Raw genomic sequence first — 23,872 nt, 5'->3', positions numbered from 1 at the left:
TCTATTTTTGTGGAGTTAATAATCAGAAAAATTATAATTCTATTGCAAATAAAATAATTATCATGAGCCAAAGTAAAATTGTTGCTGCAGCAGAAGCAGCTCTTGAAAAATTGTCTAAGTTAAACAAAAAAGGAGAGTACGATCAACAAGTAAACGACTTAAACTGGGTTTTAGGTAGTTACAAAAATGACGGAAACCCAGAAGGTTTATTCCAAAAAGTGGCTGAAGCTAAAGATGTGTTAGCTGAACTAAAGTCAAGAAAACCTAGAAGCGTGGCGAAAGCTTTAATGGATACTTTAACAGAGGCATTAGCTTAATTAAGTATTGATTAATAAGAAATTCGGGTCATCAGTTTTGATGACCTTTTTTTATGCTCAAAAGCATAAAAAGGTGACGAAAAAAATGTATATTAAATAAAGAACTATACTATTACTGTAATTAGTTGCTATGCAGCTTACTCTCTTTATTTATTCTACATTGTATGACCAATAAACAACTATTTTTAATTCTTTTCTTAAGTCTAATTTATCTTCAAGTAAATGCTCAAAAAGTACTTGAGTTTCATACGTATGGAAGAATTGGAATTTCCTCCTCTTTGCATGAAGATAGAGTGGGTGCTCGACTAAATTTGAGTAACCAAGGTGCTTTGGGGGGTAGGCTGGAAGAAAATGATTACCTAGAGTTGACAGCAGTGACAAACATTGATCGTTTGTTTAAGTTGGAAGAAAATATGCCTAAGATTCAATTTCAACTGACAACGCAATCATTTTCAGGTAACAATAGCTTCATTGCGAATAATACGGTGACCAATTTTGTGGAAGTATTCCTTGATATAAGAGATACTCTAAATAACATTCCCATCCATCTTTGGGTTGGAAGTAAATATTACAGAGATAAGAATATTGATATGGCAGATTACTGGCAATTTAATAATCTTACAGGCCAAGGTTTTGGATTGACAATTGGGACGACAACGATTTCATTAATTAAGGCTTTAGTCAACCAAGATCAACCCAATAACCCATATGGAGATACGAATTATGATGATGGTCGACAAAAACATGTGATTGCTCTTCAGCATCGCCATAAAATTAACCCTAAAAACACCTTAAACTTTCTTGCGGAATATCATTTTACAGGAAATGATTCACTCACTGATCCCGCATTTATTACTGAACAAGTTTCTGATTTTGGATGGATAATAGGGCTAATGCATTTATATCAAAAAGATAAATTTATTAATAATGCGTCCATTCGCTACGGAAGTCGTATTGCCAATGGTCCTGGGGATGATGGATGGTCCTCACGTACATTTATCAATTTTGGGAATCCTAATTCTTCTGGAAAATATGATGGGGCTTATGGGTTGAACGTTACAGAGAATTTTGTTTACGATGTCAATAAATTTTGGGGTATAATGGGTTATGGTGTTTTTCGTTATGCCATTGGAGCACAGAAGCCCGTCTTTGTTGCAGACAATAGGCCGAATCAAAAATGGGACCTTTCAATTGGTGTAAGACCAATGATTTATTTATATGATAAACTTCAATTGCTATTAGAGTATAATTTTCAATTACGGGATTTTGAGGAATATTCGAATGGCATTGTTGGAGAGGCACCTGGAATCGGACAGATGAACAAATTCACGATTGCACCCATCTATGTACCAACAGGAGAAAGAACACTTATGGCTAGACCACATATAAGGTTGGTGTATTCAATTGCTCTTTATAACGATGTAGTAAAAGACTTTGGGCTGTCCCAATATTATGAAGCCGGGAATAAGGGTAATTTTGGACATTATTTGGGACTAAAATCAGAATGGTGGTTTTAAAAAAGGCACTCTCATTTAATGAAAATGCCTTCTTTATTTTATATTTCTGCTACATTTATTGTTTCTCCAATTTCAGGAAGTAGTAATGTCTTCTCTGCTTGTTTGAAAATATGAATAGCATCAGTCTTATCAATCTTGATAGGTGGGAAAGTATCATAATGATATCCCATGATAGAGTTACATTCTAAGAACTGTGCCGCGATCTTGGCATCTTTGTAACCCATAGTGAAATTATCACCAATTGGAAGAATAGCTAAATCCAAATCAGGACAAGTAGCAGGAATTAATTTCATATCATAAGTAAGTGCAGTATCGCCTGCGATATATATACTTCCTTCTTTATTCCATAAAACAAAGCCGCCAGGATTGCCTCCATAAGTGCCATCAGGTAATACACTAGAATGAATGGCATTTACATATTTCAGTGTACCGAAATCAAATTCAAATTTACCACCATGATTCATAGGATGTCCTTCAAATCCTTTTTCACCATAATACGATACAATCTCAAAATTTGAGATGATTTTCGCTCCAGTATTTTGGGCGATTGCCTCAACATCTACGACATGATCTTGGTGTCCGTGTGTAATTAGGATATAATCAGCTTGTAAGCTATTAACATCTACTGAAGATGCAAGTTCGTTGGGTGATATAAAAGGATCAACAATTAGTTTCTTTCCTTGAGTTTCAATTAGGAGGGAAGCATGTCCCAAAAATGTAACTTTCATTAAAGTGTTATTTAAAGTTTTTTCTTCAGTTATTGTTTTAAAGTTAAATGTATTTCATATCATAAAAAAGAGGAATACGATTAATTTTTAGCTTTTATGCTATCCTATAAAAAGAATAATTGTTCATTTTAAGGGCTTTGTTTCTATCGTATTACTAAAAATTTGCATTTAATCCTATTAACAATTATGTTTGTTAAGACTAGAATTACTTTACCACTAAGCACAGTTAATGTTATGACTATTATGTACGTGTATGATGCCCTCACTTACGATCTCGTAAAGAAGGTATCAAAAAGAACTATTCTTAAAAAAGAGTTAGGAATTACGCTTAACTCAAATAAGGTAAAACAATTAAAATCCGGGCACGCTATTATGATTTTATCACGTAGTAACTATACAAAACGCCCACTTTTTATGTCAATGCAACCTATTTCCGAAGATGATATTGAACATATGTTCGTTAAGTATCAATTGGAAAGATTCCATGAAGAAGAAGAGGACCTTACAAGAATTAGTGCTTAAAGCAATAACAAAGCTTAAATCTGATATTTCAGGTTTAAGCTTTTTTTATTTCAACTTCATCGCCAATTTTTATATTCTTAGAATAAGGTAATTGAAGGGTAGTTTCTGGAAACGCTACTGTTATTAACCTGTTGTCAAAATCAATCTTAATTACTTTTCCTTTTGAATGATGATCAATTATCTCTTCTTCTAGCGTATGATTTTTAAATGTATAGATTTTAGTCGTTAATTGGGTTAATACATTCGTTTGATGACTATTGATTAGTATAGGGATCTTATATTTAACTTGGTATTTTTTAATATAATCAATAACAACCTTTTTGATATTTTCATCTAAAGAAGAAAAGGGTTCATCCATTAATATCAAAGAAGGTAATTGTACAAGAGTTCTTATTATGCTAATTCTTTGTTGTTGCCCACCAGATAATTTTTTGACGTTTTGATGTATAAATTCATCTACTTCAAATGTATTTAACAAAATATCTAAATCACTTTTGCTGAATTGATCTGATTGAGCAAATTGTATATTCTCAAGAGCGGTCATGTTTGGAAATAATACAAAGTCTTGGAATACAAAGCCTATATTTCTTTTGTTGGATGCAAGTGTTAAGTTTTGAGTAGAATCAAGCCATTTGATTTCATTATTTATGATTGTTCCATTACATTTTTTATATAAGCCAGCAATAGCCTTAAAAAAGCTGGTTTTTCCTTTACCGGAAGCACCCGTGATTCCAATAATCCCATCTGTTTTTAATGCTATTAAGAATAATTCTTCAGAAGGTCCAACTCGCAATTGTATATTAATGTCTATCATTTTAAGTTGAAGTTTCTTTTCTTATTGAAAAAATAAAGAACAAATAATATGGTAAATGAAAAAACTAAAAGTAAGAATGAATAGGTGTGTGCTTGACCATATTGTAATGATTCGACATAATCATAAATAGCGATTGAAGCTACTTTTGTTTTATCTGGAATATTTCCTCCAATCATTAATACTACGCCAAATTCACCAATTGTATGGGCAAATGTCAAGATGATACCGCTTAATATTGCAGGCTTCATATTTGGTAAAAGTACTTTTGTGAGTATTTTAAATTCAGACTTTCCCATTAAAGCTGCAGCTTCTCTGAATTCTTTTGGAATAGAAGCAAAACCACTTTGTAATGGTTGCAACATAAAAGGTAAACTGTAAATGATTGATCCAATTAATAAACCTGAAAAAGAAAATACAAGTTGAATATCAAAATAGGAGTCTAAAAAGTGACCAATGGTACTTTGTGTTCCTAAAGTAATTAATATATAAAATCCTAAAACTGTGGGTGGTAATACTAATGGTAAGCCAAAGACAGTTTCCAGAATCGTTGTGAAAACGTTTTTATATTTCGAAAGAAAATAACCAATTGGAATAGCCAAACAAAAAAGTATTATTGTTGTCAAAAAGGCCAACTTAATGGTTAAAAAAAATGGACTCCAATCAATCATAGATAAAAAGCACTATTCTAAAAGTTTGAAGTACGCAATCTAATTATTTATTAAGGATTAGAAAAGAAGAAATAATGTTCTGTCCCTTTTCACTCATAACAAAATCGACAAACGCTTTTCCTTTTTCTTGGTTATTTCCTTTTAATCCCACTATTCCTTGTGATATTGTTTGATAATTTTCACTCGGAATCTCCTGCCAGTATCCTTTATTTCTGTTTTTTTGTGCGTTAACTATAAAAATAGAACTAAAACCAAGATCAACAATATCTGAAAGAATAAATTGATTGACTTGAGAAATACTCTCAGCATAGATGATTTTTTGATTCAATTTATCTTTATAAAATGCTTTAAGAAATTCAGATGCGGCTTTTCCATAGGGAGCTGTTTTAGGATTAGCAATTACAATTTTCTTAATGTTATTTTGATTGAGTTGGTTGTAATTAATGTCTTTTTTAAGACTCCAAAGTACTAATTTTCCTTGTGTGTATTCTTTTACTTCCGTAGTTGTAAACCCTTCTTTGAATAAATGTTTTGGATAAAATAAATCAGCAGATAAGAAAACATCATAAGGTGCACCTGCTTTGATTTGATTGGTTAACTTTCCAGATGAACCTATGGTCATTGTACACTTACTATTTGTTTCTTTTTGAAAAGCTTCCATAAGGTCATGCATCACAAACTGCATATTTGCAGAAGTTGCAATTTGTAATGAAGGTGTTTCTCTTGGTTTATTACATGAAAAAACACATAAAAGGCCGATTAGGAAAATTGAAGCTTCTCTGAAAATCATTATTTGATTTGAATGATAAATACTTTAACGAAGTTAATAACAATTTTTATTGAATTTATCATTCTTCTTCAACAGATAAGAAAAACTCATTTTCCCCCATGATAAAAAGAGGATAGCCAAGTTCTTTATATTTTTCCGCTTGTTTGAGTTTTGATGATTTAAAACCCTCTCCATACTTTTTATAATCTTGTGCGCCAACCACTAAAAAATCTGTAGTAGGAGTTAACATGTCAGGATATACTTTTCCTCCAACAGAAACAACTTTTTGCATGGCATCCTTACGATTGGAACCGCTTAGTTTTCCAGTAAATACTACATGTTTTTTATAAAACCGATGATTTGGATTTGGCCTGAACGGATATTTAAATTGATATCCCTTTTGTTTTTTTGTAGGTCTTCCTGTTCCAAAATTTAAAAATGAACCGTCACTTTTTAAATGCCCGATTTTAGTACCCATTTTTATAGAAAGCTCTTCAAGTGAATTCACCTTTTGAATTTCTAACATATTGAGTGCAATAATAGCTGCAGCCTTTGCGTCACTTTCAGCATTATGATGATCTAATTTTATATTAAAATATTCTGAAAGTGCACTGAGTCCATAACTACCTTGTTTTGGAAGTGCTCTTCTAGATAAAATCAAAGAACAATAAAATTCAATATTGGGCAAAGGAACTTGATAGGCAATTAATGTTTCTTTTAAAACAGTCAGATCAAATGCAGCATTATGTGCTAATAATGGGTATTTCGTTAAAAGCTTACCTAATTCTTTCCATCTTATATCAAAAGTTGGAGCATGTTCTGTCATATCAGGCGTGATTCCATGTATGTCAATGTTCATGGCATTATAGAAATTAGGTATAGGCTGAATTAGGTGATGTTGTGAATCTACAATTTTTCCATTTTCAACGATTACAATACCTATAGAGCAAGCACTAGTCTTTTTGCCGTTAGCTGTTTCAAAATCTATGGCTATAAAATTCATAAAACAAAGATATTCATTACATGGTATTTCAATAACGTTAGTTTTTATTTAATAATTGATGATATCTTGAATAAAATTACATAAATTTAAGCTCCAGCTTATTTAAACCTTAATTTTTAGTGAACTAACCAAATGTGCCTCAAATTTTACAACTACATCATCCTATTATTGTTGGTCTTATCTACGCATGTTTCTGCCCAAGAAAATGATCAATTTGTAAGTGAGCTTGATACTGTCTATAAGGATAGGATTACGGCATTTCCGTTTATCGGGTATACACAAGAAACGAGTTTGAAGTTCGGTGTAACAGGTATTTATCAATTCAAAGTACCCCAAGCAACTTTTGAAACTAGACCTTCAAATTTAACTTTATATGGATATTATACTTTAGAAGATCAAGTACGCATAAGAATGACAAATAATATTTTCACAAACGATGAAGATTGGTTATTTGAAGGTACTTGGGAGTACGTCATTTTTCCTGAAAAATATTATGGAATAGGAAGTGATACACCAGAAAGTAATGAACAGATCATCAATTACTCAAAACTTGATTTGAGACAACAATTTTTGAGAAAAGTTTCTAATCAAATGTTTCTTGGAGTACAATATAGATATGTCAATTATTGGAATATCAGTGTGACAAAGAGGGAAGATGGAACTTATACCGATACCTCCGAAATACCAGGATATGAAGGTGGAAGAGTGTCAGGATTTGGTATTGTTTATAAGTGGGATGCAAGAGATTATGTAATTGCTCCTACTAGTGGTCATTATATTGAAGCAAGATTTGAAGTAAATGATACTTGGATGGGTTCAGAATATTCTTTTAATCGATTCTTTTTAGATGCTCGAAAATACATGGACTTAACTAAAGAAAAAGAAGGAAAGACTGTTTTAGCTTTACAAGGAGCTCTTCAAACCACTAACGGTAATGTTCCTTTTAGAGAAATGTCTTTGATGGGAGGTATGTATTCGATGAGAGGTATTTATGAAGGTAGATACAGAGATAATAATATGCTGACTTTCCAAGCCGAAGTAAGACAGCATTTATTTTGGAGATTTGGAATGACTGGCTTCGTATCTTCATCCAATGTCTTTAATCGAAATGATGGTTTTGAGTTCAACCAAACTAAAATAGCTGGTGGAGGAGGATTCCGATTAGCCTTTAATAAAAATGATAAAGCATCATTAAGAGCTGATTATGGATTTGGACCAGATGGAAGTTCTGGTTTATATTTAACCTACGGAGAAGCCTTCTAGTTTTTTTATTTTGCTATCTTTTATACCTGTTTTCTATTTTTTCCTTTAATTAAGAGTTGATCATTTTTTTTCTAAAATTTATTAGATTTATCTTGATTAATCTTCAACAAACTATTCAACTTTTTAATATGACTTTAAAGCAACGTTTCGTAGTATTTACTATCTGTGTATTGTCTTCATTTTCTGTTTATGCACAAAATGATTTAGATACTTTATATAAATCCCAATTTACTGGTTTTCCATATCCTGCCTATGCTCAAGAAACAAGTTGGGAATTTGGTGTTGTTAGTTTGTATCAATTCAAAACAAAAAATGCCACATTTAATACAAGACCTTCTAATTTTTACTTTGTAGGTTTCTATACATTGGAAAATCAAATGTTAATTAAATTAGAGCATACTCTTTTTACAAAAGATGAAAACTTTGTACTGGAAGGAATGCTGGAGTATTCTCAATATCCTGAAAAATATTATGGAATTGGAAACAATTCACCAAGTTCGAATGAACAATTAATGGACTGGACCAAGGTGGAGTTAAGACAACAGTTCTTAAAGAAATTAAAAGATATGATGTTTCTTGGCCTTCAATACCGATACGTAAACTTTTGGAATATTAGTGTTGACGAAAGAGCTGATGGAACAGGTGGTTTGGAAGAAATACCCGGCTATGAAGGTGGAGTCAATTCTGGTTTAGGGTTAGTATATAAATGGGATAAAAGAGATTTCGTCTTAGCACCAACAAAAGGACATTACGTTGAATTCCGTGCTGAATATTATAATAACTTATTAGGGAGTGACTACAATTTCTCAAGTTATTTAATTGATCTGAGAAAATATTTTTCATTGAACAAAAGGAAACCACATAATACTGTATTTGCATTGCAAAGCATGATTAAACAAACATACGGAGAAACCCCCTTTAGAGAATTATCTTTAATGGGTAGTATTGATATGATGAGAGGTGTCTACGAAGGAAGATATAGAGATGATCATATGGTTTCTTTTCAAGCTGAGATCCGTCAACATTTATTTTGGAGAATAGGAGCGACAGCTTTTGTTGCGACTGCACAGGTAATGCCAAATTGGAATGCTTTCTTATTTGACCAATTTAAATTGACAGGAGGTGCAGGTTTAAGATTACTGATTAATAAGAAAGATAGAGCTACTTTACGAGCAGATTATGGTATTGGCCCTGACGGAAATTCTGGACTTTACTTAACTTTTGGAGAAGCCTTTTAATTTTTTTAAAAAAGATTTATTCTTCGAAATTTTATCAAAAGAAAATTTATAAAAATCAATAGGAAATTGTGTTTTGTAGAAAAGTTACAATAGTGTATTTCGTACGCTTAGTGTGATATTTTTTGTAATATATTTTTTATTGAAATCCAGAAAGTAAACTAAACTGTGTTATTTAACTATAGTTTATTATTTCACTTCCCATTTTGGTAATTTACCTTTATTAATTTCTTAAAATATAGCATAAAAAAGCGCTAGTGTTACTCTAGAATTGAAAAGCTTATTTAATGTGAAAATATTAGAATAGTACAATAAAGTGTAGAGCTAATGCTTTTATTACTATAGCACTTTAAATTGAATCTTTCAAGAAAAAAATAGAGAAATTTTTTAGAAAAAAGATATCCTTCAAAGCTTGCAATACTGATAAAAACAACATTTATTTGTTACAACGGAGGTGCTTATATTTTTTTAAAATAAGTACTAAGTGAAAAGGGAATTAGGTGAAAATCCTAGACTGTACCCGCAGCTGTAAGTACTACAAAACTTACTTTATTTTTAACCACTTTAGTAGATGATTAAGGGAAGGTTGAAGTAAGTATAGTACGAGTCAGAAGACCTGCCTTCGTTTGCTTAATGTACTTTTTCGGGTAAAAAAAGAAGCAAAATCCTATCATCTAAAAAATGGAACACTTGTTTTTTTGTGTAGGAATTATCGTACTCCATAGATGTTGGAGTTTTTTGAAATAGAGAATTAATTTCTCTTGTGTGTTGTACTAAGAAAAGAATTAAACAATGGGCTTACTTGATAGACGTGTAGCTTACAAACCATTTGAATATCCTCAGGCTCAGGATTTTATAGATGCCATTCATCAGACTTTCTGGATTCACTCCGAAGTGAATTTTGATGCTGATATCCAACAGTTTAAAACGAATCTTTCTGATAATGAGAGAGAAGTAATTGGAAATATCCTAAAAACATTTGCACAAACAGAAACAAATGTTCAAGATGATTTCTGGGGAGTTGTCGGTCAATACATTCCAAAACCTGAAATTGCAGCTATGTCTATCACTTTCGCTGAGAATGAAGCAAGACATGCCTCTGCATATGCTCGTCTGAATGAATTATTAGACTTGGATAACTTCGAGGAATTTTTAGAGGATGAAACGGCTATGGAGCGTCTTGAAATGCTTTCAAAAGTAGCTGTGGATGAAAGTGGAAAGCCTTCTCCATCTGATTTATTACAGAGTATCGCTATATTTTCATGTTTTACGGAAAATGTAAACTTATTCTCTCAATTTGCGATATTATTATCCTTTAAAAAGTTCAAAAACCAACTAAAAGGGATAGGTAACATCATCAAATGGAGTGCTAAGGACGAAAACTCTCATGCACGTGCAGGTATGTGGTTATACAATACTTTAATTTCTGAATACCCAGAATTAAATACAAAGGAACTTCAAGACCGTATTTATGAGGCTGCTAAGATTTCTCATGATGTAGAAGTACGTTTATTAAATGGAATTTTTGAGAAAGAAGAAATGTCTTTCCTTCCATTAAACAACCTGATACACTTTATGAGAGATCGTTTAAACAGAAGTCTTTCTGAAATTGGTTTGAAGCCAATTTTTGAAATAGATCAAGACGCATTAAAAGAAATGCAATGGTTTGATGAAGAAGTATTTGGTCATGCACATGATGATTTCTTCGCCGTAAGACCAACTGAATACACCAAGAAGTCTCAGTCAGTGACAGCTGATGACTTATTTTAGAAAAAAATACTAACCTGTTAGAGACTACTCCCTCTCTAACAGGTGCTACTCATATAATTATCACCCCCTCAGTTCTAAATATTTTATGTCTGAAATACAAACGACTATCGAAACCTCACAGTTGGATCCACACCCGAAATGGATGACTGATGAAGGTTTACAAACGCTCAAAAGTGGTTATCTTCTAGAAGGAGAAAACGTAAGAGATGCTGTTACCAGAATTGCTAAAGCCGCTGCTGCAAGGCTAAAACGCCCGGATTTTGAAAAAAGATTCTTTGATGCCATTTGGAATAACTATTTATGTCCTGCTTCTCCTGTATGGTCAAATATGGGAACTGAAAGAGGCTTACCAATTAGTTGTTTTGGTAGCTATGTGCCTGATAGTATTGCAGGTATCGGAAGCACTTTAGCAGAAGTAATGATGATGTCCAAAATTGGTGGAGGTACTTCTATCAATGTTTCAGACGTAAGACCAAGAGGAGCAAAGATCACAAACAATGGAACAAGTAATGGTGTTTATCCTTTCTTGGAAATGTTTGATTCTGTAATCAACGGCACGAACCAAGGGAATACAAGAAGAGGTATGCTTGCTGCGTATTTGGATGTAGAACATGAAGATATTGATGAATTCTTAACAATTAAAGATGTTGGAAAATCTATCCAAAATATCTTTATGGGTGTATCGGTTTCTGACAATTTTATCCAAAAAGTAAGGGAAGGAGACCGTAGAAGTCGTGAAGTATGGGCAAAAGTAATTAAGTCAAGAATAGAAAAGGGTATTCCTTATATCCTTTTTAAAGATAATGCGAATAATCAACGTCCAAGATGGTACAAAGATCAAGGTATGGAGATCAAAGCTTCTAACCTTTGTTCAGAAATTATGTTACCGTCTAACGAAGAAGAATCATTCGTTTGCTGTTTATCTTCTTTGAATTTAGTACGCTATGATGAGTGGAAAGATACAGACTTAGTAGAGACAGCTATTTTCTTCTTGGATGCTGTTATGGAAGAGTTTATTGCGAAAGCAAAAGACATTTCACATATGGAAAGAGCGGTAAATTTTGCTAGAAATCACAGAGCACTTGGATTAGGTGTATTAGGTTGGCATAGTTTCCTTCAAAAGAAGAAGATTCCTTTTGCTGGTATTGCTGCTGATTCGTGGACAAGAATTATCTTTAAGCAAATCAAAGAACAATCAATTAGAGCTTCAGAAAAGTTAGCCTCTGCTTATGGAGAGCCAAAAGTAATGATGGATACGGGGCGTCGTAATTCTACATTATTAACCGTAGCTCCAACAACATCTAATGCTTTGATTGCAGGTGGTTACAGTACGGGTATTGAGCCACTAGCAAGTAACTATTATGTAATGGATTCTGCAAAGGGTACTTTCTCTAGAAAGAACAAAAATCTAGAAGCATTATTAGATGAAAAAGGATTAAATACACCTAATGTATGGAAACAAATCCTTGCTGAAGGAGGTTCAGTGCAAAATATTGGAGGATTAACGGATGAAGAGAAAGAATTATTCTTGACGTTTAAAGAAATCAACCAATTACAGATTGTGAAGCAAGCGGCATTACGTCAAACTTTCTTAGATCAATCACAAAGCTTAAACTTAAATTTCCCTCCAACTACACCTGTGAAGGAAATCAATAAGGTAATGCTTGAAGCTCATGCACTGGGTGTAAAGACGTTGTATTACCAAAGAAGTGAAAGTATACTTAGAACGCAAATGTCAGTGACTGGAGATGAATGCATCTCTTGTGAAGGTTAAACGTTCTAATCTGAAATACAAAAAAGGCTTCTCTTGTAAAAGAGGAGCCTTTTTTAATATTCTATCACAAAAGCTACAATTTTAAAACATTCTTTTTGAACGAATGCTTTTACAATTGTCTAAGTAACTTGACAAGACCCCCCATGCATAAAAATTATACTTGGGAGGCTTGTCTATAAGTATGGCGGGTGAGTACCCGCGCCCATAAATGAGCCAAATTAATTAGCAAGTTTGTGGACACACAAACTTATTATCCCATAGAACAGAGATAGATATAATTAACAGCAAACTGTAATTATATTTTAGTTCCTTATTCTAATTAATAAGTACTTATTGTTTTCTTTTGGAAGATCTAGCAGAGAATTTTGACAAATAATTTCATATCCACATTAAATGATAGAATGGGAACTCCAGAGGATTAAATCCCCTGAAGTTGAATAGAATTATAGACAAAGTTTCTACTCAAGACCCGCCATATATCCTTATATCACTTAATATATTTGTCAGAGGTGGAATTTCATTTTCATATATATACGCATAATAACCCTATTTGATAAAACATTATGATAAGGCATAATTGTCTAGCCAATTACAATCTTTTGTGATTATATTGTAGTAAGGGTTGTAGTGTTATTATTTCATTTTCATATACACAATTTTACAATGATTTTATTTCATTTACAAATTTTAAATAGCCTCTAATGCATTGATAAATACGTTGTTAATTGTATTATTTTAATATCAGATTGATTCTATATAAAAGCAAACTTCAATCGGTTTCGAAACAGTCTAATACATTAAAATAAATGTCTATTTGAAACTAAATCGGTTGCATAAAATTGTTATGATTTAGAGTAAACGTAATAATTACAATTTATACTTGTATAATTTCAATTTTTCTCCTTCTTTTAAAAAATGGATTTTTTTTCCTTTTTTTTGAAAATTCTTTAAAAATGGAACACAATCTATTTATTTGATTAAATATTTTAAAAACAACTAAATGAGCTATCAAAAACTAACAACAAATCTTGAGGATTTTAAAGTACTAAAAGACTTTCCTTATCAAGAAAACTTTCATACTTATGAAGGTTTGAAGATGCATTACATTGATGAAGGAGAAGGAGAGACGATTGTGGCTCTTCATGGTGAACCTTCATGGTCTTATTTATACCGTAAATTCATTCCTATTCTTTCTGATTATCGATTTATCGCTCCAGATTTAATTGGTTTTGGAAAGTCAGATAAATTATTAAAAAGGAAAGATTACTCATTTACTCTTCATTTTAATGCTTTAAAGGACTGGTTTAACTCACTTCAATTAGATGATGTAACCTTAGTAGTACAGGATTGGGGAGGTTTACTAGGATTAAGTTTATTGGGTGAATACCCAAAAAAAATTAAAAGAGTGGTCATTATGAATACTTTTTTACCAGTGGGTAAAAAGATGTCTCCTTTTTTTAAAGCCTGGCAATGGTATGCAAAATATCATCCTTTTTTATCTGTAAGTGGCATCATTCAAAAAGGTACATATGGTAAATTAAACAAAGAGGTTTTGAAAGCTTACGACTTACCATTTCCTAATAAAGCTTCTAAGGCAGGTGCAAGCATCTTTCCTTCACTCGTACCTTCAAAACCCAATGCTGATGGAGTAAAAGAGATGTAAAAGGCAAGAGAGGTGTTACAGCAATGGGATAAGCCAGCATTGATTATGTTTAGCGATAAGGATCAAGTACTTGGAGGTTTAGAAAAATTCTTTTATAAATTAATTCCAGAGGGGGTTCAAACGAAAAGGATTATCCGTAATGCAGGTCATTTTTTACAAGAAGAAAAAGGAGAGGAGATTGCTGAAAATATAAAGCTCTTCATCGAAAAAAATAAATAAAAAGACCACTCTAAAAAATTAAAGTGGCCTTAATAACAACTTGAACGTTAGTTAGAAGGGTTTGTACAATTACTAATTTGTAAGCGTTTGTTGTTAGTTAGTTACTTCTTTGTTTAATATGCAAAAAGTTGGTTTAGGATATTGCCGTAAAGAAGTGGTTGAAATGTAGATGTAAATCATATTCGATTTACATCTACGTTTTAAAGTACACTATATATTAGTATCCTGGATTTTGATCCAAGTTTGGATTTCCTGCTACTTGTGAAGGAGGGATAGGGAATAATAAGCGATGAGAACCATCACTTGCTTCACCTTGACTTGGTAACCAGAACTTATACGCATTACCATTGTCGTCTATTCTATCTTCATAAGCATTTGCATCATTTTCCATTTGCTTATTTTGCCATGCTTCAAGATATTTGCCATGACGGATTAAATCTTGACGACGAACACCTTCCCAACATAATTCCCATCCTCTTTCCATAAGAATGAAATCTAAAGCATCTTCCACTTTGCCATTACTTTCTAATTGCATATAATGTGCAGTAGCATCAGCAATAGGAGATCCAGTTTCGAAACGATTTCCTTCTGTTCTTAGTTGGTTTACTTTGGCCATTGCTTCGCTTGTCATTCCTTTTCTTGCCAAAGCCTCCGCGTGCATTAACAGAACATCTGCATAACGGATAACAGGGAAATCATTACCTGACCATCCTCCCCAAGAAACACCAATCGAACCTAAATCAGGCTCCCATTTCATCAAACGAACACCTTGCGTCTTATTTGCATCAAACAAAGGAAGTTCTTCTTCATGTTGAACAATTGTTCCGTCTACTTTTTCAAATTCAGTATAGAATTGATTAATTCGTGTGTCTGTATTTTCAAAAGATTGATAACGGTCTGTCATCATAGAGAAGCCATTCCATTTCGAAGGTACTCCCCATTCAACACCTTTCACTTTGTAAGTGTCATAATGTACACCCCAACTATTTCCATGATTACCAAGTGGATCATCAGCAGTGTAAGTGATTGCGAAAATATAATCGGTGTTGCTTTCCTCATTACCTAGTTTAAATGTTTCTAGATAATCAGGGTAAACAGAATAGCCCATTCCTTCAATAAGAGTGGCGTATTCAATTACTTTATCCAGATATTCATCAGAAGGAGCAATCACTTTTGAGCCATCTTCAAAATAGACGCCTCCATTTAAATAGATCTTAGTTAAAAGTGCATATGCAGCACCTTTTCCTACTCTCGCATAGTTAGGGTCATCCGGAAGATTGTCTTTTATGGCTTCTAATTCATCTACAACAAATTGAGTAACTTCTGGACGTGTGCTTGCAGGTGTATTACCTTCATGCTTACTTGTCAATACTAAAGGAACATTCCCGAAGTTATCCATTAAAGTGAAGTAATAAAATGCTCTCAAGAAACGTACTTCACTAGTTGTTGAGACAATTTCTTCTGTTTGTTCAAAACCTTGTAGAGATTCAATCAAACCATTCGCACGAGCAATTCCTGTATATGGAGCATTCCATAAACCTGGTAAATGTGGATGATTCGCATTCCAAGTATGAGCATTTAATTGAAGCCATTTACCTCCATCATACCAGTCACCACCACGTGTCGGCACTAATGTTTCATCAGAACAAACTTGAGCAAATCCCCAAGCATTTTCATGGTGATAAAAAGAGCGCAGAGAAGCATATACTGGAGCAACAGCGGATGGTAAATTATCTGGATTTTGGAAATACTCGTCCGTTACAGAACTATACAGTTTTTCATCCAGGTTTGTACATGAAGTTGAGGATAATAACGCACCTGCAGCAAGTGCAATCATTAATTTATTTTTAAACATAATAATTTCTTTAAAGGGAATTTTGATTGTATTTCAATTAGAATCCTACAGATAAGCCACCAATGAATGTTCTAGCAGCAGGATAGTTGTTGTAATCAATACCAATAGGAGGCACTTGACTTCCACCAGCAGGGGCATTGACTTCAGGGTCATAACCAGAATAATCTGTGATGACGAATAAGTTTTGACCTGAAACATACAATCTTAGGTTTCTAACAAACTTTACCTGTTCCATATCGAAAGTATACCCAAGCGTCATGTTCGATAAACGAATGAAAGTTGCATCTTCGATAAATCTTGAATTGTAACCAGTTTGACGAATACCTTCATCGACTGCTGATTTTACTACATTATATGTACTGTTTTCACCGTATAAATCGTTTGTAGAAGAGAATTCAAGAGCAGTATTGTTGAAAACCTGATGTCCAGTAGCTGCATTTAAAAAGAAATTAAAATCCCATTTTTTATAGCGTAAAGTGTTATTGATGCCAAAAGTCCATTTTGGTAATGCTTGCCCTAATACCTCATTCTCGTCAGAAACCATAGCATTTCCACTTTCATCAAGACCTAAATATTTTGGTCCATAAAAAGTACCATAAGGAAGACCTGCTTTGATGACTTGAGAGAACTGACCTACTTGACCACGACCACCAACAGCACCTGTTAAGATTTCATCATAGTCACCAATATTTTGTACTTCATTTTCATTATATGCTGCAACGATTCCTGTTTCCCAAGTGAAGTTATTCTTTTGTATGTTCACTGTATTTAAAGAAATTTCTATACCTTGATTTCTTAGCTCACCTACATTTTGAAGATAAACATCAACAGGAGCTGGCTGAGGAGCTTGTAATTCTAAGAGTAAATTGTCTGTATTTTTTTGATAAAAATCTAAAGTACCATAAACGATTCCATTGAATAACTCATAATCAAAACCAAAATTAATTTGAGTAGTTTCTTCCCATTGTAAATCTGGATTCGCATAGTTGTTATAAGTTACTCCAGATCCAATACCTACTGCACTATATCCTTTATCACCTGATAGTGTTGGAAGTGAGCGGTAATTGCCAATTTCTTGAGATCCAGTAACACCCCATCCAGCTCTCATTTTTAGATTGCTAACCACTGAACTGTTTTTTAAGAAATCTTCTTCAGATAATCTCCAAGCTGCAGAAAACGAAGGGAAAACACCCCATTTGTTATTTGCACCAAAGCGAGAAGATCCATCTGCACGAACAGTAGCAGTGACTACATACTTATCTTTAAAACTTACGTTTGCTCGACCAATCCATGAGATTAACTTACTTGATTCTTTATAAGAACCTACTAGAACAGTACCATTTGCGGCATTTAAGTTATGTTCTGCTGTTTCATCAATATCAAAACCTGTCGCATTTGCTGAATTAAATTCACGACCAAATTCTTGATATGTGTAACCTGCTAAAGCATTTAATTTTAAATCACCAAAGTCTTTTGTGTAGTTTAATGTTCCTTCTAGTAAAGTGTTGTGTAAGAAATTATTACGAACATCTGCAGAGCCATTTCCGGTACCTACCCATTCAATTGTTCCCGGTAAATAAGCATTTCTTTTTGCTGAAGTAATATCTCCGCCTAAGTTTAATTTACCCGTTAGTCCAGGAAGTAACTCAGCTTCGATAAAAGCATTACCTAATAAGCGTTGTGTATTTGTGAAATCACGAACACTATTTGCCATAATGTAAGGATTCTTTTCTAGCTGATTTGAAGAAGAGAAATCTGTCGGTAAAAGAGGAGACATACGTAACATATTATTAATTACTCCGCCATCTAATGCGCCACCAACACCATAAGGTAAGTTATTATTTTTAGTGAATGCACCCATCATATTAGCACCAATAGTCACTTTCTCACTTAATTTTTGTGTGATATTCATACGTCCACCAATTCTTTCCATTCCAGAATTGATCATAATACCTTCTTGGTTTAAGTAATTTATGGAGAACCTATATTGTGTATTTGCTGTGCCACCAGATACCCCAACATTATGATTTTGAGTAATAGCAGATCTAGTCATTACATCCTGCCAATCTGTATTCGCTTCTAAATCCATTGGGTTAGAACCTTCAGCAGCAGTAGCAGATCTATACTCTGAAGCAGAAAGCATATCTACTTTTTTAGCAATTTGAGAAACACCGAAGTAAGCATCATAATCTACTTTTGCTTTCCCTTCTTTTCCTTTCTTTGTTGTAATGATAATGACACCATTGGCGCCTCTAGCACCATAAATAGCGGTTGCTGAAGCATCTTTTAAAACATCAAAAGACGCAATGTCATTAGGGTTGATACTTGCTAAAGGGTTTTTGGCAGCTGAAGCTGAATAGACACCTGCTGTACCTGGATCAGATGCAGTATTGTCAATAGGGAAACCATCAATTACATAAAGCGGTTCGTTTGATGCAGTTAGAGAAGTACCACCACGAACTCTAATGTTCACACCAGCACCTGGTTCACCTGATGAAGGAGTCATCTGAACACCTGCAATTTTACCTTGAATTAATTGGTCAGGAGAGGCCATCACTCCTTGGTTGAAATCATCAGCTTTGATTGAGGCCATTGCACCAGTGACATCTTTCTTTTCCATTTGACCATAACCAACAACCACAACCTCTTCAAGTTGTTCGGCATCCACTTTTAGTTGAATAGTGAAGTTGGATTGATTGCCAATGGTAACTTCTTGGTCAAAATAACCAATGTAAGTGATAGAAAGAGTGTTTGCATTTTCCGGAACATCCAACTTGAATTGTCCTTCAAAATTTGTTGTTGTCCCTAAAGTTGTTCCTTTTACGATTACGTTGACACCTGGAAGAGGTACATTGTTTTCGTCATTAATAATACCTGAGATAGTTCTATTTTGTGCAAATGCACTAAAATTTAGAAATAGAAGTACAGATACAAAACTGAATAGTTGTAATCTTTTTTTCATTTGTTAAAAGCGGTTTTTTACAGGCAATGAAGAGAGTGTAAGTAACATAATTGTTCCCTACGATTTTTTCATTTTCATTTCATTGCTTTCATTCCAAAGTAATAGATACAGTAAGCTGCTTTAGTAATTTAAATTAGTGTAGATCTCGAGATTTGAGCTATTGTTCTTCTACAATACTCGGAGTAAATCTTTGCTTTTGCAAATGTTAGATGATCATCAAATTAGCCTTTTTGATGCCTTAAATTGAAATATTTTAAGTGATAAATGAAAGTGAATTTATTTTTAACAAACTCTTCTTTTCAACCGGTTGCTATATGTTCATAACGAATTAAAATACACGATAGAAACCTGTTGCGCAATCTGTTTCGGTAATATTGTAAATTGTCTAAAATACGCTTTAAAAGTTGTACATTTCCTGTGTAGGTAAAATTTTAAAAAAAGTAAAAAAAGTCATGTTTTTTTATTGATAACCCTTATTTTATGTCATTTTCCTATTCAAATTTCTAAAAAACTGACTATCTTGCGGCGTGCTTATCAAGAATGACAGAGAGAACGGGCTCGTAGATGTCATGGCAACCGTTGTTCCCAGCGAAAGGTGCCAATTCCCGCTTCGGAGGTGTCCGAGAAAGATGAGCTAAATGCATTTGATCCAAATGCTTATCTCTAAAAATTTATTAAGCACGTTTTAGTCTTATCAATGGATGAGACATGTGAAACGTAACTTTCGAAAATACTTATGTCAAAAAAGCTCAACGAGTTAGCCAAAGAGCGTGTGTTGATTTTAGATGGTGCTATGGGTACCATGATTCAAAGACACAAATTAGGAGAAGAGGATTATAGAGGAGATCGATATAAAAACCACCCGTGTGATGTAAAAGGAAATAATGATATGTTGTCGATAACTCAGCCACATATTATTAGAGATATCCATAAACAATATTTCGAGGCAGGGTCAGATATCGTAGAAACAAACACTTTCAGTGGAACTACGATTGCCATGGCGGATTATCAAATGGAAGCTGATGTTTATGAATTGAACTATGCTTCTGCGAAATTAGCTAAAGAAGCTGCAGATGAATTTACCGCAAAAGAACCTCATAAACCACGTTTTGTTGCAGGTGCTGTTGGACCAACGAACCGTACGGCTTCTATCTCTCCAGATGTAAATGATCCAGGTTATAGAGCAGTAACTTTTGATGACTTAGTAGAAGCTTATTATTTACAAGTTCAAGGTTTAGCTGAAGGTGGGGCAGATACCATTTTAATTGAAACAGTTTTTGATACCTTAAACTGTAAAGCGGCTCTATTTGCTGCTGATAAGTATTTCACAGATGTTGAAGAAGGAAATGTAACTTCTGCAGTTCCTGCGGGAAGAGAGGATGAATTTCCTAATTTATATAAAGGAGAACGTTTACCATTGATGGTATCAGGTACAATTACCGATGCATCAGGTAGAACACTTTCAGGACAAGTAGTAGAAGCATTCTGGAACTCAATCCGTCATGCTGATTTGTTCAGTGTTGGTTTGAACTGTGCTTTAGGTGCCGATTTACTTCGTCCTTATATTCAAGAATTATCTCGTGTAGCAGACGTAAACGTTTCTGCTTATCCAAATGCGGGTCTACCAAACGAATTTGGTGAGTACGACCAAACATCAGAAGAGATGAGTAAAATCTTGGAATCTTTTGATGGATTAGTGAATATCATTGGTGGATGTTGTGGTACCACACCTGATCATATTTCAGGAATTGCCAAAACATTTAGCGAAGCAAAAGTTAGAGAAATTCCTACTCAAGAGCCTTTCCAAAGGTTAAGTGGATTGGAACCTGTAACTATTAAGCCTGATAGCATTTTTGTCAACGTTGGTGAAAGAGCTAACGTAACGGGTTCAGCTAAATTCCGTCGTTTAATTGAGAACGGAGAATTTGAAGAAGCTATTGAAGTGGTAAGACATCAGGTAGAAGGTGGAGCACAAGTGATTGACGTCAACATGGACGAAGGAATGTTAGACTCTAAAGAGTGCATGACACGTTTCTTGAACCTAATTGCTTCTGAGCCTGATATCGCTAAGCTTCCAATCATGGTCGATTCTTCGAAATGGGAAATCATTGAAGCTGGCTTAAAAACATTACAAGGTAAAGGTATTGTGAACTCTATTTCTTTAAAAGAGGGAGAGGAAGACTTTATCAAAAAAGCGACATTAATTAAAAAATATGGTGCTGCAACTGTTGTAATGGCATTTGATGAGGAAGGACAAGCTGATAACTTCGAGAGAAGAAAAGAAATCTGTGCTCGTTCATATGATATCTTGGTAAATAAAGTAGGTTTCCCTCCACAAGACATCATCTTTGACCCGAATATCTTGGCGGTTGCTACAGGTATCGAAGAGCACAACAATTATGCTGTTGATTTCTTCAAGGGTACAAAGTGGATCAAAGATAACCTTCCTCATGCTTTAGTAAGTGGAGGTGTATCTAATATCTCCTTCTCTTTCAGAGGTAATAATGCTGTTAGAGAAGCAATGCACTCTGTGTTCTTGTATCATGCGGGTAAAGCAGGTATGGATATGGGTATTGTCAACCCAGGTATGCTGGAAGTGTATGAGGAGATTCCTAAAGACTTATTAGAATACGTTGAAGATGTTCTTTTAAATAGAAGAGAAGATGCTACTGAGCGTTTAGTAGATTTTGCTGAAACTGTAAAATCAAAAGGCAAGAAAAAAGAGGTAGATCTTTCTTGGAGAGAGAAATCTGTAGAAGAAAGACTTTCTCACGCTTTGGTAAAAGGTTTAGTAGAATTTGTTGAGCAAGATGTTGAAGAAGCTCGTCAAAAATTTGACAGACCTATTGAAGTGATTGAAGGTCCTTTAATGGATGGCATGAACGTAGTAGGTGATTTATTTGGTGAAGGTAAAATGTTCCTTCCTCAAGTAGTGAAATCTGCACGTGTAATGAAGAAAGCGGTAGCTATTCTGATTCCATACATTGAAGAAGAGAAAGCAAAGAACCCTGAATTAGCAGGTTCATCTTCAGCAGGTAAAATTTTAATGGCGACTGTAAAAGGTGATGTACACGATATCGGAAAAAACATCGTAAGTGTAGTATTAGCTTGTAATAACTTTGAGATCATTGATCTTGGGGTAATGGTGCCATTAGATAAAATCATTAGAACTGCTGTTGAAGAAAAAGTAGATGTAATTGGTCTTTCAGGGTTGATTACACCTTCATTAGATGAAATGGTTTATGTTGCAGAGGAATTAGAACGTCAAGGTCTTGATATTCCTGTTTTGATCGGAGGTGCAACGACTTCTAGAATCCATACGGCAGTAAAAATTGACCCTAAATATTCTGGTTCTGTAGTGCATGTATTAGATGCATCGAAATCAGTTCCGATCGCTTCAGCTTATACTTCTGATAATATTGAATACCGCGCAGGTGTGATTCAAGAATTCAAAGAAGAATATGCAAAACTAAGAGAATCGCATGCTAAGCGTCAGAGTGCAAAGAAATTATTGCCGATTGAAGAAGCGAGAAAAAACAAAGTTCAAATTGATTGGGAAACTACTCCGATAACAAAACCATCATTCTTAGGTGTGAAAACATTTAATGATTATGATTTAGGAGAGATTGCAAAATATTTAGATTGGACACCATTCTTCCAAACTTGGGAATTAGCAGGTCGTTTCCCTGCAATTCTTAAAGATGAGGTAGTAGGAGTGCAAGCAACAGAGTTATACAATGATGCAAAAGCAATGTTGGATAAACTGATTGCTGAAAAATCATTAACTGCCAATGCTGTAGTAGGATTCTTCCCTGCAAACAGTGTCAATGATGATGATATTGCATTGTATGCTTATCAAGATGAAGATGTAGAATTACCAGATGCTGAACATCATCATTCTACTTTCTACAGAGAAAATAGAGATATTCAAACAGGTTTATTATGTCATTTACGTCAACAAAATAAGAAAGCTGCAGGTAAACCAAATTTCTGTTTGAGTGATTTTGTAGCACCAAAAGAATCTGGTAGAAGAGATTATATTGGAGGTTTTGCAGTAACTGCTGGTCTAGGGTTAGAGAAGTTAGTTGAGAAATTTGAAGCTGATCATGATGATTACAACAGTATCATGGTAAAAGCTTTAGCAGACCGTTTGGCAGAGGCATTTACAGAATTAATGCACGAGAAAGTAAGAAAGGAAATTTGGGGGTATGCAAAAGATGAAATTCACTCTAATGAGGATTTAATCGACGAAAAGTACCAAGGTATTCGTCCTGCTCCAGGTTATCCAGCTTGTCCTGATCATACAGAAAAGGACAAACTTTTTGCGATGCTAGATGTAACCAAAAATATTGGGGTTTCTTTAACTGAAAGTTATGCTATGACACCTGCGGCTTCTGTAAGTGGATGGTACTTCGGCAATGAAAATTCAAGATATTTTGGTTTAGGAAAAATCAATAAAGATCAAGTTCAAGATTATGCAAAACGTGTTGAACGTGACGAAAAAGAAATGGAACGTTGGTTAGGTAGTGTATTGAGTTACTAATTTTTGAGTTTAGCAATAAAAAAGAATTAAGAACGAAATTAATCTTCGCCTTGATGATAATGAAAAGGTCACCAATTTTAAAGAGGTGACCTTTTTATTTATTTGAAATCTGTTACATAATAATCTTCTTTATTAACTTCTAATAATTTAAGAATCTATCACTTTTTCTAAATGATTTTTTTATTATTTTGCCTATACATTGCACTTAGTGCTATACAATTTTATGTACTACAAAACCCATCAAATACAT

The 23,872-nt window shown here is 33.8% G+C and carries 17 protein-coding genes and 2 riboswitches; of the genes, 10 read left to right on the top strand and 7 right to left on the bottom strand.

Going from position 1 to position 23,872, the window contains the following annotated elements; genetic code table 11:
• Nucleotides 1-62: 62 nt before the first annotated feature.
• Nucleotides 63-317: a hypothetical protein gene (locus ACXAHM_RS05190; RefSeq protein ID WP_474959351.1), complete on the top strand. Its 255-nt coding sequence runs from the start codon at nucleotides 63-65 to the stop codon at nucleotides 315-317.
• Nucleotides 318-481: 164 nt separating this feature from the next.
• Nucleotides 482-1,834: a carbohydrate porin gene (locus tag ACXAHM_RS05185; protein WP_474959350.1), complete on the top strand. Its 1,353-nt coding sequence runs from the start codon at nucleotides 482-484 to the stop codon at nucleotides 1,832-1,834.
• A 38-nt stretch (nucleotides 1,835-1,872) separates the two neighbouring features.
• Here ACXAHM_RS05185 and ACXAHM_RS05180 read toward each other — a convergent pair whose 3' ends face one another.
• Complete coding sequence (locus ACXAHM_RS05180; protein WP_474959349.1) at nucleotides 1,873-2,562, bottom strand: metal-dependent hydrolase; 690 nt, start codon at nucleotides 2,560-2,562, stop codon at nucleotides 1,873-1,875.
• Nucleotides 2,563-2,748: 186 nt separating this feature from the next.
• Here ACXAHM_RS05180 and ACXAHM_RS05175 point away from each other — a divergent pair, with 186 nt between their 5' ends.
• Complete coding sequence (locus ACXAHM_RS05175; protein ID WP_474959348.1) at nucleotides 2,749-3,084, top strand: hypothetical protein; 336 nt, start codon at nucleotides 2,749-2,751, stop codon at nucleotides 3,082-3,084.
• Nucleotides 3,085-3,118: 34 nt separating this feature from the next.
• Here ACXAHM_RS05175 and ACXAHM_RS05170 read toward each other — a convergent pair whose 3' ends face one another.
• From ACXAHM_RS05170 to ACXAHM_RS05155, 4 genes are read right to left on the bottom strand one after another with little or no spacing between them, the layout of a single operon-like run.
• On the bottom strand, nucleotides 3,119-3,898 hold the full coding sequence (locus tag ACXAHM_RS05170) for an ATP-binding cassette domain-containing protein (protein WP_474959347.1): 780 nt from the start codon (nucleotides 3,896-3,898) through the stop codon (nucleotides 3,119-3,121).
• Complete coding sequence (modB, locus tag ACXAHM_RS05165) at nucleotides 3,895-4,566, bottom strand: molybdate ABC transporter permease subunit (RefSeq protein WP_474959346.1); 672 nt, start codon at nucleotides 4,564-4,566, stop codon at nucleotides 3,895-3,897. Before modB ends, ACXAHM_RS05170 begins: the two co-directional genes overlap by 4 nt.
• A 43-nt stretch (nucleotides 4,567-4,609) precedes the next feature.
• A complete protein-coding gene (gene modA / locus ACXAHM_RS05160; protein WP_474959345.1) occupies nucleotides 4,610-5,356 on the bottom strand; it encodes a molybdate ABC transporter substrate-binding protein in 747 nt (248 codons plus the stop codon).
• A gap of 58 nt (nucleotides 5,357-5,414) precedes the next feature.
• On the bottom strand, nucleotides 5,415-6,338 hold the full coding sequence (locus ACXAHM_RS05155) for an exonuclease domain-containing protein (protein ID WP_474959344.1): 924 nt from the start codon (nucleotides 6,336-6,338) through the stop codon (nucleotides 5,415-5,417).
• Nucleotides 6,339-6,470: 132 nt separating this feature from the next.
• On the opposite strand from ACXAHM_RS05155, the gene ACXAHM_RS05150 reads away from it, so the two are divergent.
• The 6 genes from ACXAHM_RS05150 to ACXAHM_RS05125 all read left to right on the top strand — a co-directional run bounded on the left by ACXAHM_RS05150 (nucleotide 6,471) and on the right by ACXAHM_RS05125 (nucleotide 14,262).
• On the top strand, nucleotides 6,471-7,601 hold the full coding sequence (locus tag ACXAHM_RS05150; RefSeq protein ID WP_474959343.1) for a BamA/TamA family outer membrane protein: 1,131 nt from the start codon (nucleotides 6,471-6,473) through the stop codon (nucleotides 7,599-7,601).
• Nucleotides 7,602-7,729: 128 nt separating this feature from the next.
• On the top strand, nucleotides 7,730-8,839 hold the full coding sequence (locus ACXAHM_RS05145) for a BamA/TamA family outer membrane protein (RefSeq protein ID WP_474959342.1): 1,110 nt from the start codon (nucleotides 7,730-7,732) through the stop codon (nucleotides 8,837-8,839).
• A 432-nt stretch (nucleotides 8,840-9,271) separates the two neighbouring features.
• Nucleotides 9,272-9,474, top strand: a riboswitch (cobalamin riboswitch).
• Between the two features lie 154 nt (nucleotides 9,475-9,628).
• Entirely contained in the window at nucleotides 9,629-10,606 is a 978-nt protein-coding gene (locus ACXAHM_RS05140) for a ribonucleotide-diphosphate reductase subunit beta (protein WP_474959341.1), read from the top strand.
• Between the two features lie 85 nt (nucleotides 10,607-10,691).
• Nucleotides 10,692-12,380, top strand: a complete 1,689-nt coding sequence (locus ACXAHM_RS05135; RefSeq protein WP_474959340.1) for a ribonucleoside-diphosphate reductase subunit alpha — start codon at nucleotides 10,692-10,694, stop codon at nucleotides 12,378-12,380.
• Between the two features lie 1,000 nt (nucleotides 12,381-13,380).
• Nucleotides 13,381-14,043, top strand: a complete 663-nt coding sequence (locus tag ACXAHM_RS05130; protein ID WP_474959339.1) for an alpha/beta fold hydrolase — start codon at nucleotides 13,381-13,383, stop codon at nucleotides 14,041-14,043.
• A gap of 45 nt (nucleotides 14,044-14,088) precedes the next feature.
• A complete protein-coding gene (locus ACXAHM_RS05125; RefSeq protein WP_474959338.1) occupies nucleotides 14,089-14,262 on the top strand; it encodes a hypothetical protein in 174 nt (57 codons plus the stop codon).
• Nucleotides 14,263-14,479: 217 nt separating this feature from the next.
• Here the strand turns inward: ACXAHM_RS05125 and ACXAHM_RS05120 are convergent, their stop codons facing one another.
• Together ACXAHM_RS05120 and ACXAHM_RS05115 are read right to left on the bottom strand one after the other, a co-directional pair.
• On the bottom strand, nucleotides 14,480-16,117 hold the full coding sequence (locus ACXAHM_RS05120) for a RagB/SusD family nutrient uptake outer membrane protein (RefSeq protein ID WP_474959337.1): 1,638 nt from the start codon (nucleotides 16,115-16,117) through the stop codon (nucleotides 14,480-14,482).
• Between the two features lie 37 nt (nucleotides 16,118-16,154).
• On the bottom strand, nucleotides 16,155-19,079 hold the full coding sequence (locus tag ACXAHM_RS05115; RefSeq protein WP_474959336.1) for a SusC/RagA family TonB-linked outer membrane protein: 2,925 nt from the start codon (nucleotides 19,077-19,079) through the stop codon (nucleotides 16,155-16,157).
• Between the two features lie 528 nt (nucleotides 19,080-19,607).
• A riboswitch (SAM riboswitch) is annotated at nucleotides 19,608-19,715 on the top strand.
• A 100-nt stretch (nucleotides 19,716-19,815) separates the two neighbouring features.
• On the opposite strand from ACXAHM_RS05115, the gene metH reads away from it, so the two are divergent.
• Nucleotides 19,816-23,622 (top strand): methionine synthase, encoded by a 3,807-nt coding sequence (metH, locus tag ACXAHM_RS05110; RefSeq protein ID WP_474959335.1) that lies wholly within the window; start codon nucleotides 19,816-19,818, stop codon nucleotides 23,620-23,622.
• The last annotated feature ends 250 nt before the right edge of the window (nucleotides 23,623-23,872 follow it).

The organism is Flammeovirga sp. AWQ4_249, assembly GCF_056161045.1.
Note: the sequence above shows the minus strand (reverse complement) of the source record. Positions and strands in the feature narration are given on the sequence as shown.

Coding starts and splice junctions, on each gene's coding strand:
- ACXAHM_RS05190 (WP_474959351.1), top strand. CDS start 63: ATGAGCCAAAGTAAAATTGTTGCTGCAGCAGAAGCAGCTCTTGAAAAA.
- ACXAHM_RS05185 (WP_474959350.1), top strand. CDS start 482: ATGACCAATAAACAACTATTTTTAATTCTTTTCTTAAGTCTAATTTAT.
- ACXAHM_RS05180 (WP_474959349.1), bottom strand. CDS start 2,562: ATGAAAGTTACATTTTTGGGACATGCTTCCCTCCTAATTGAAACTCAA.
- ACXAHM_RS05175 (WP_474959348.1), top strand. CDS start 2,749: ATGTTTGTTAAGACTAGAATTACTTTACCACTAAGCACAGTTAATGTT.
- ACXAHM_RS05170 (WP_474959347.1), bottom strand. CDS start 3,898: ATGATAGACATTAATATACAATTGCGAGTTGGACCTTCTGAAGAATTA.
- modB (WP_474959346.1), bottom strand. CDS start 4,566: ATGATTGATTGGAGTCCATTTTTTTTAACCATTAAGTTGGCCTTTTTG.
- modA (WP_474959345.1), bottom strand. CDS start 5,356: ATGATTTTCAGAGAAGCTTCAATTTTCCTAATCGGCCTTTTATGTGTT.
- ACXAHM_RS05155 (WP_474959344.1), bottom strand. CDS start 6,338: ATGAATTTTATAGCCATAGATTTTGAAACAGCTAACGGCAAAAAGACT.
- ACXAHM_RS05150 (WP_474959343.1), top strand. CDS start 6,471: ATGTGCCTCAAATTTTACAACTACATCATCCTATTATTGTTGGTCTTA.
- ACXAHM_RS05145 (WP_474959342.1), top strand. CDS start 7,730: ATGACTTTAAAGCAACGTTTCGTAGTATTTACTATCTGTGTATTGTCT.
- ACXAHM_RS05140 (WP_474959341.1), top strand. CDS start 9,629: ATGGGCTTACTTGATAGACGTGTAGCTTACAAACCATTTGAATATCCT.
- ACXAHM_RS05135 (WP_474959340.1), top strand. CDS start 10,692: ATGTCTGAAATACAAACGACTATCGAAACCTCACAGTTGGATCCACAC.
- ACXAHM_RS05130 (WP_474959339.1), top strand. CDS start 13,381: ATGAGCTATCAAAAACTAACAACAAATCTTGAGGATTTTAAAGTACTA.
- ACXAHM_RS05125 (WP_474959338.1), top strand. CDS start 14,089: ATGTTTAGCGATAAGGATCAAGTACTTGGAGGTTTAGAAAAATTCTTT.
- ACXAHM_RS05120 (WP_474959337.1), bottom strand. CDS start 16,117: ATGTTTAAAAATAAATTAATGATTGCACTTGCTGCAGGTGCGTTATTA.
- ACXAHM_RS05115 (WP_474959336.1), bottom strand. CDS start 19,079: ATGAAAAAAAGATTACAACTATTCAGTTTTGTATCTGTACTTCTATTT.
- metH (WP_474959335.1), top strand. CDS start 19,816: ATGTCAAAAAAGCTCAACGAGTTAGCCAAAGAGCGTGTGTTGATTTTA.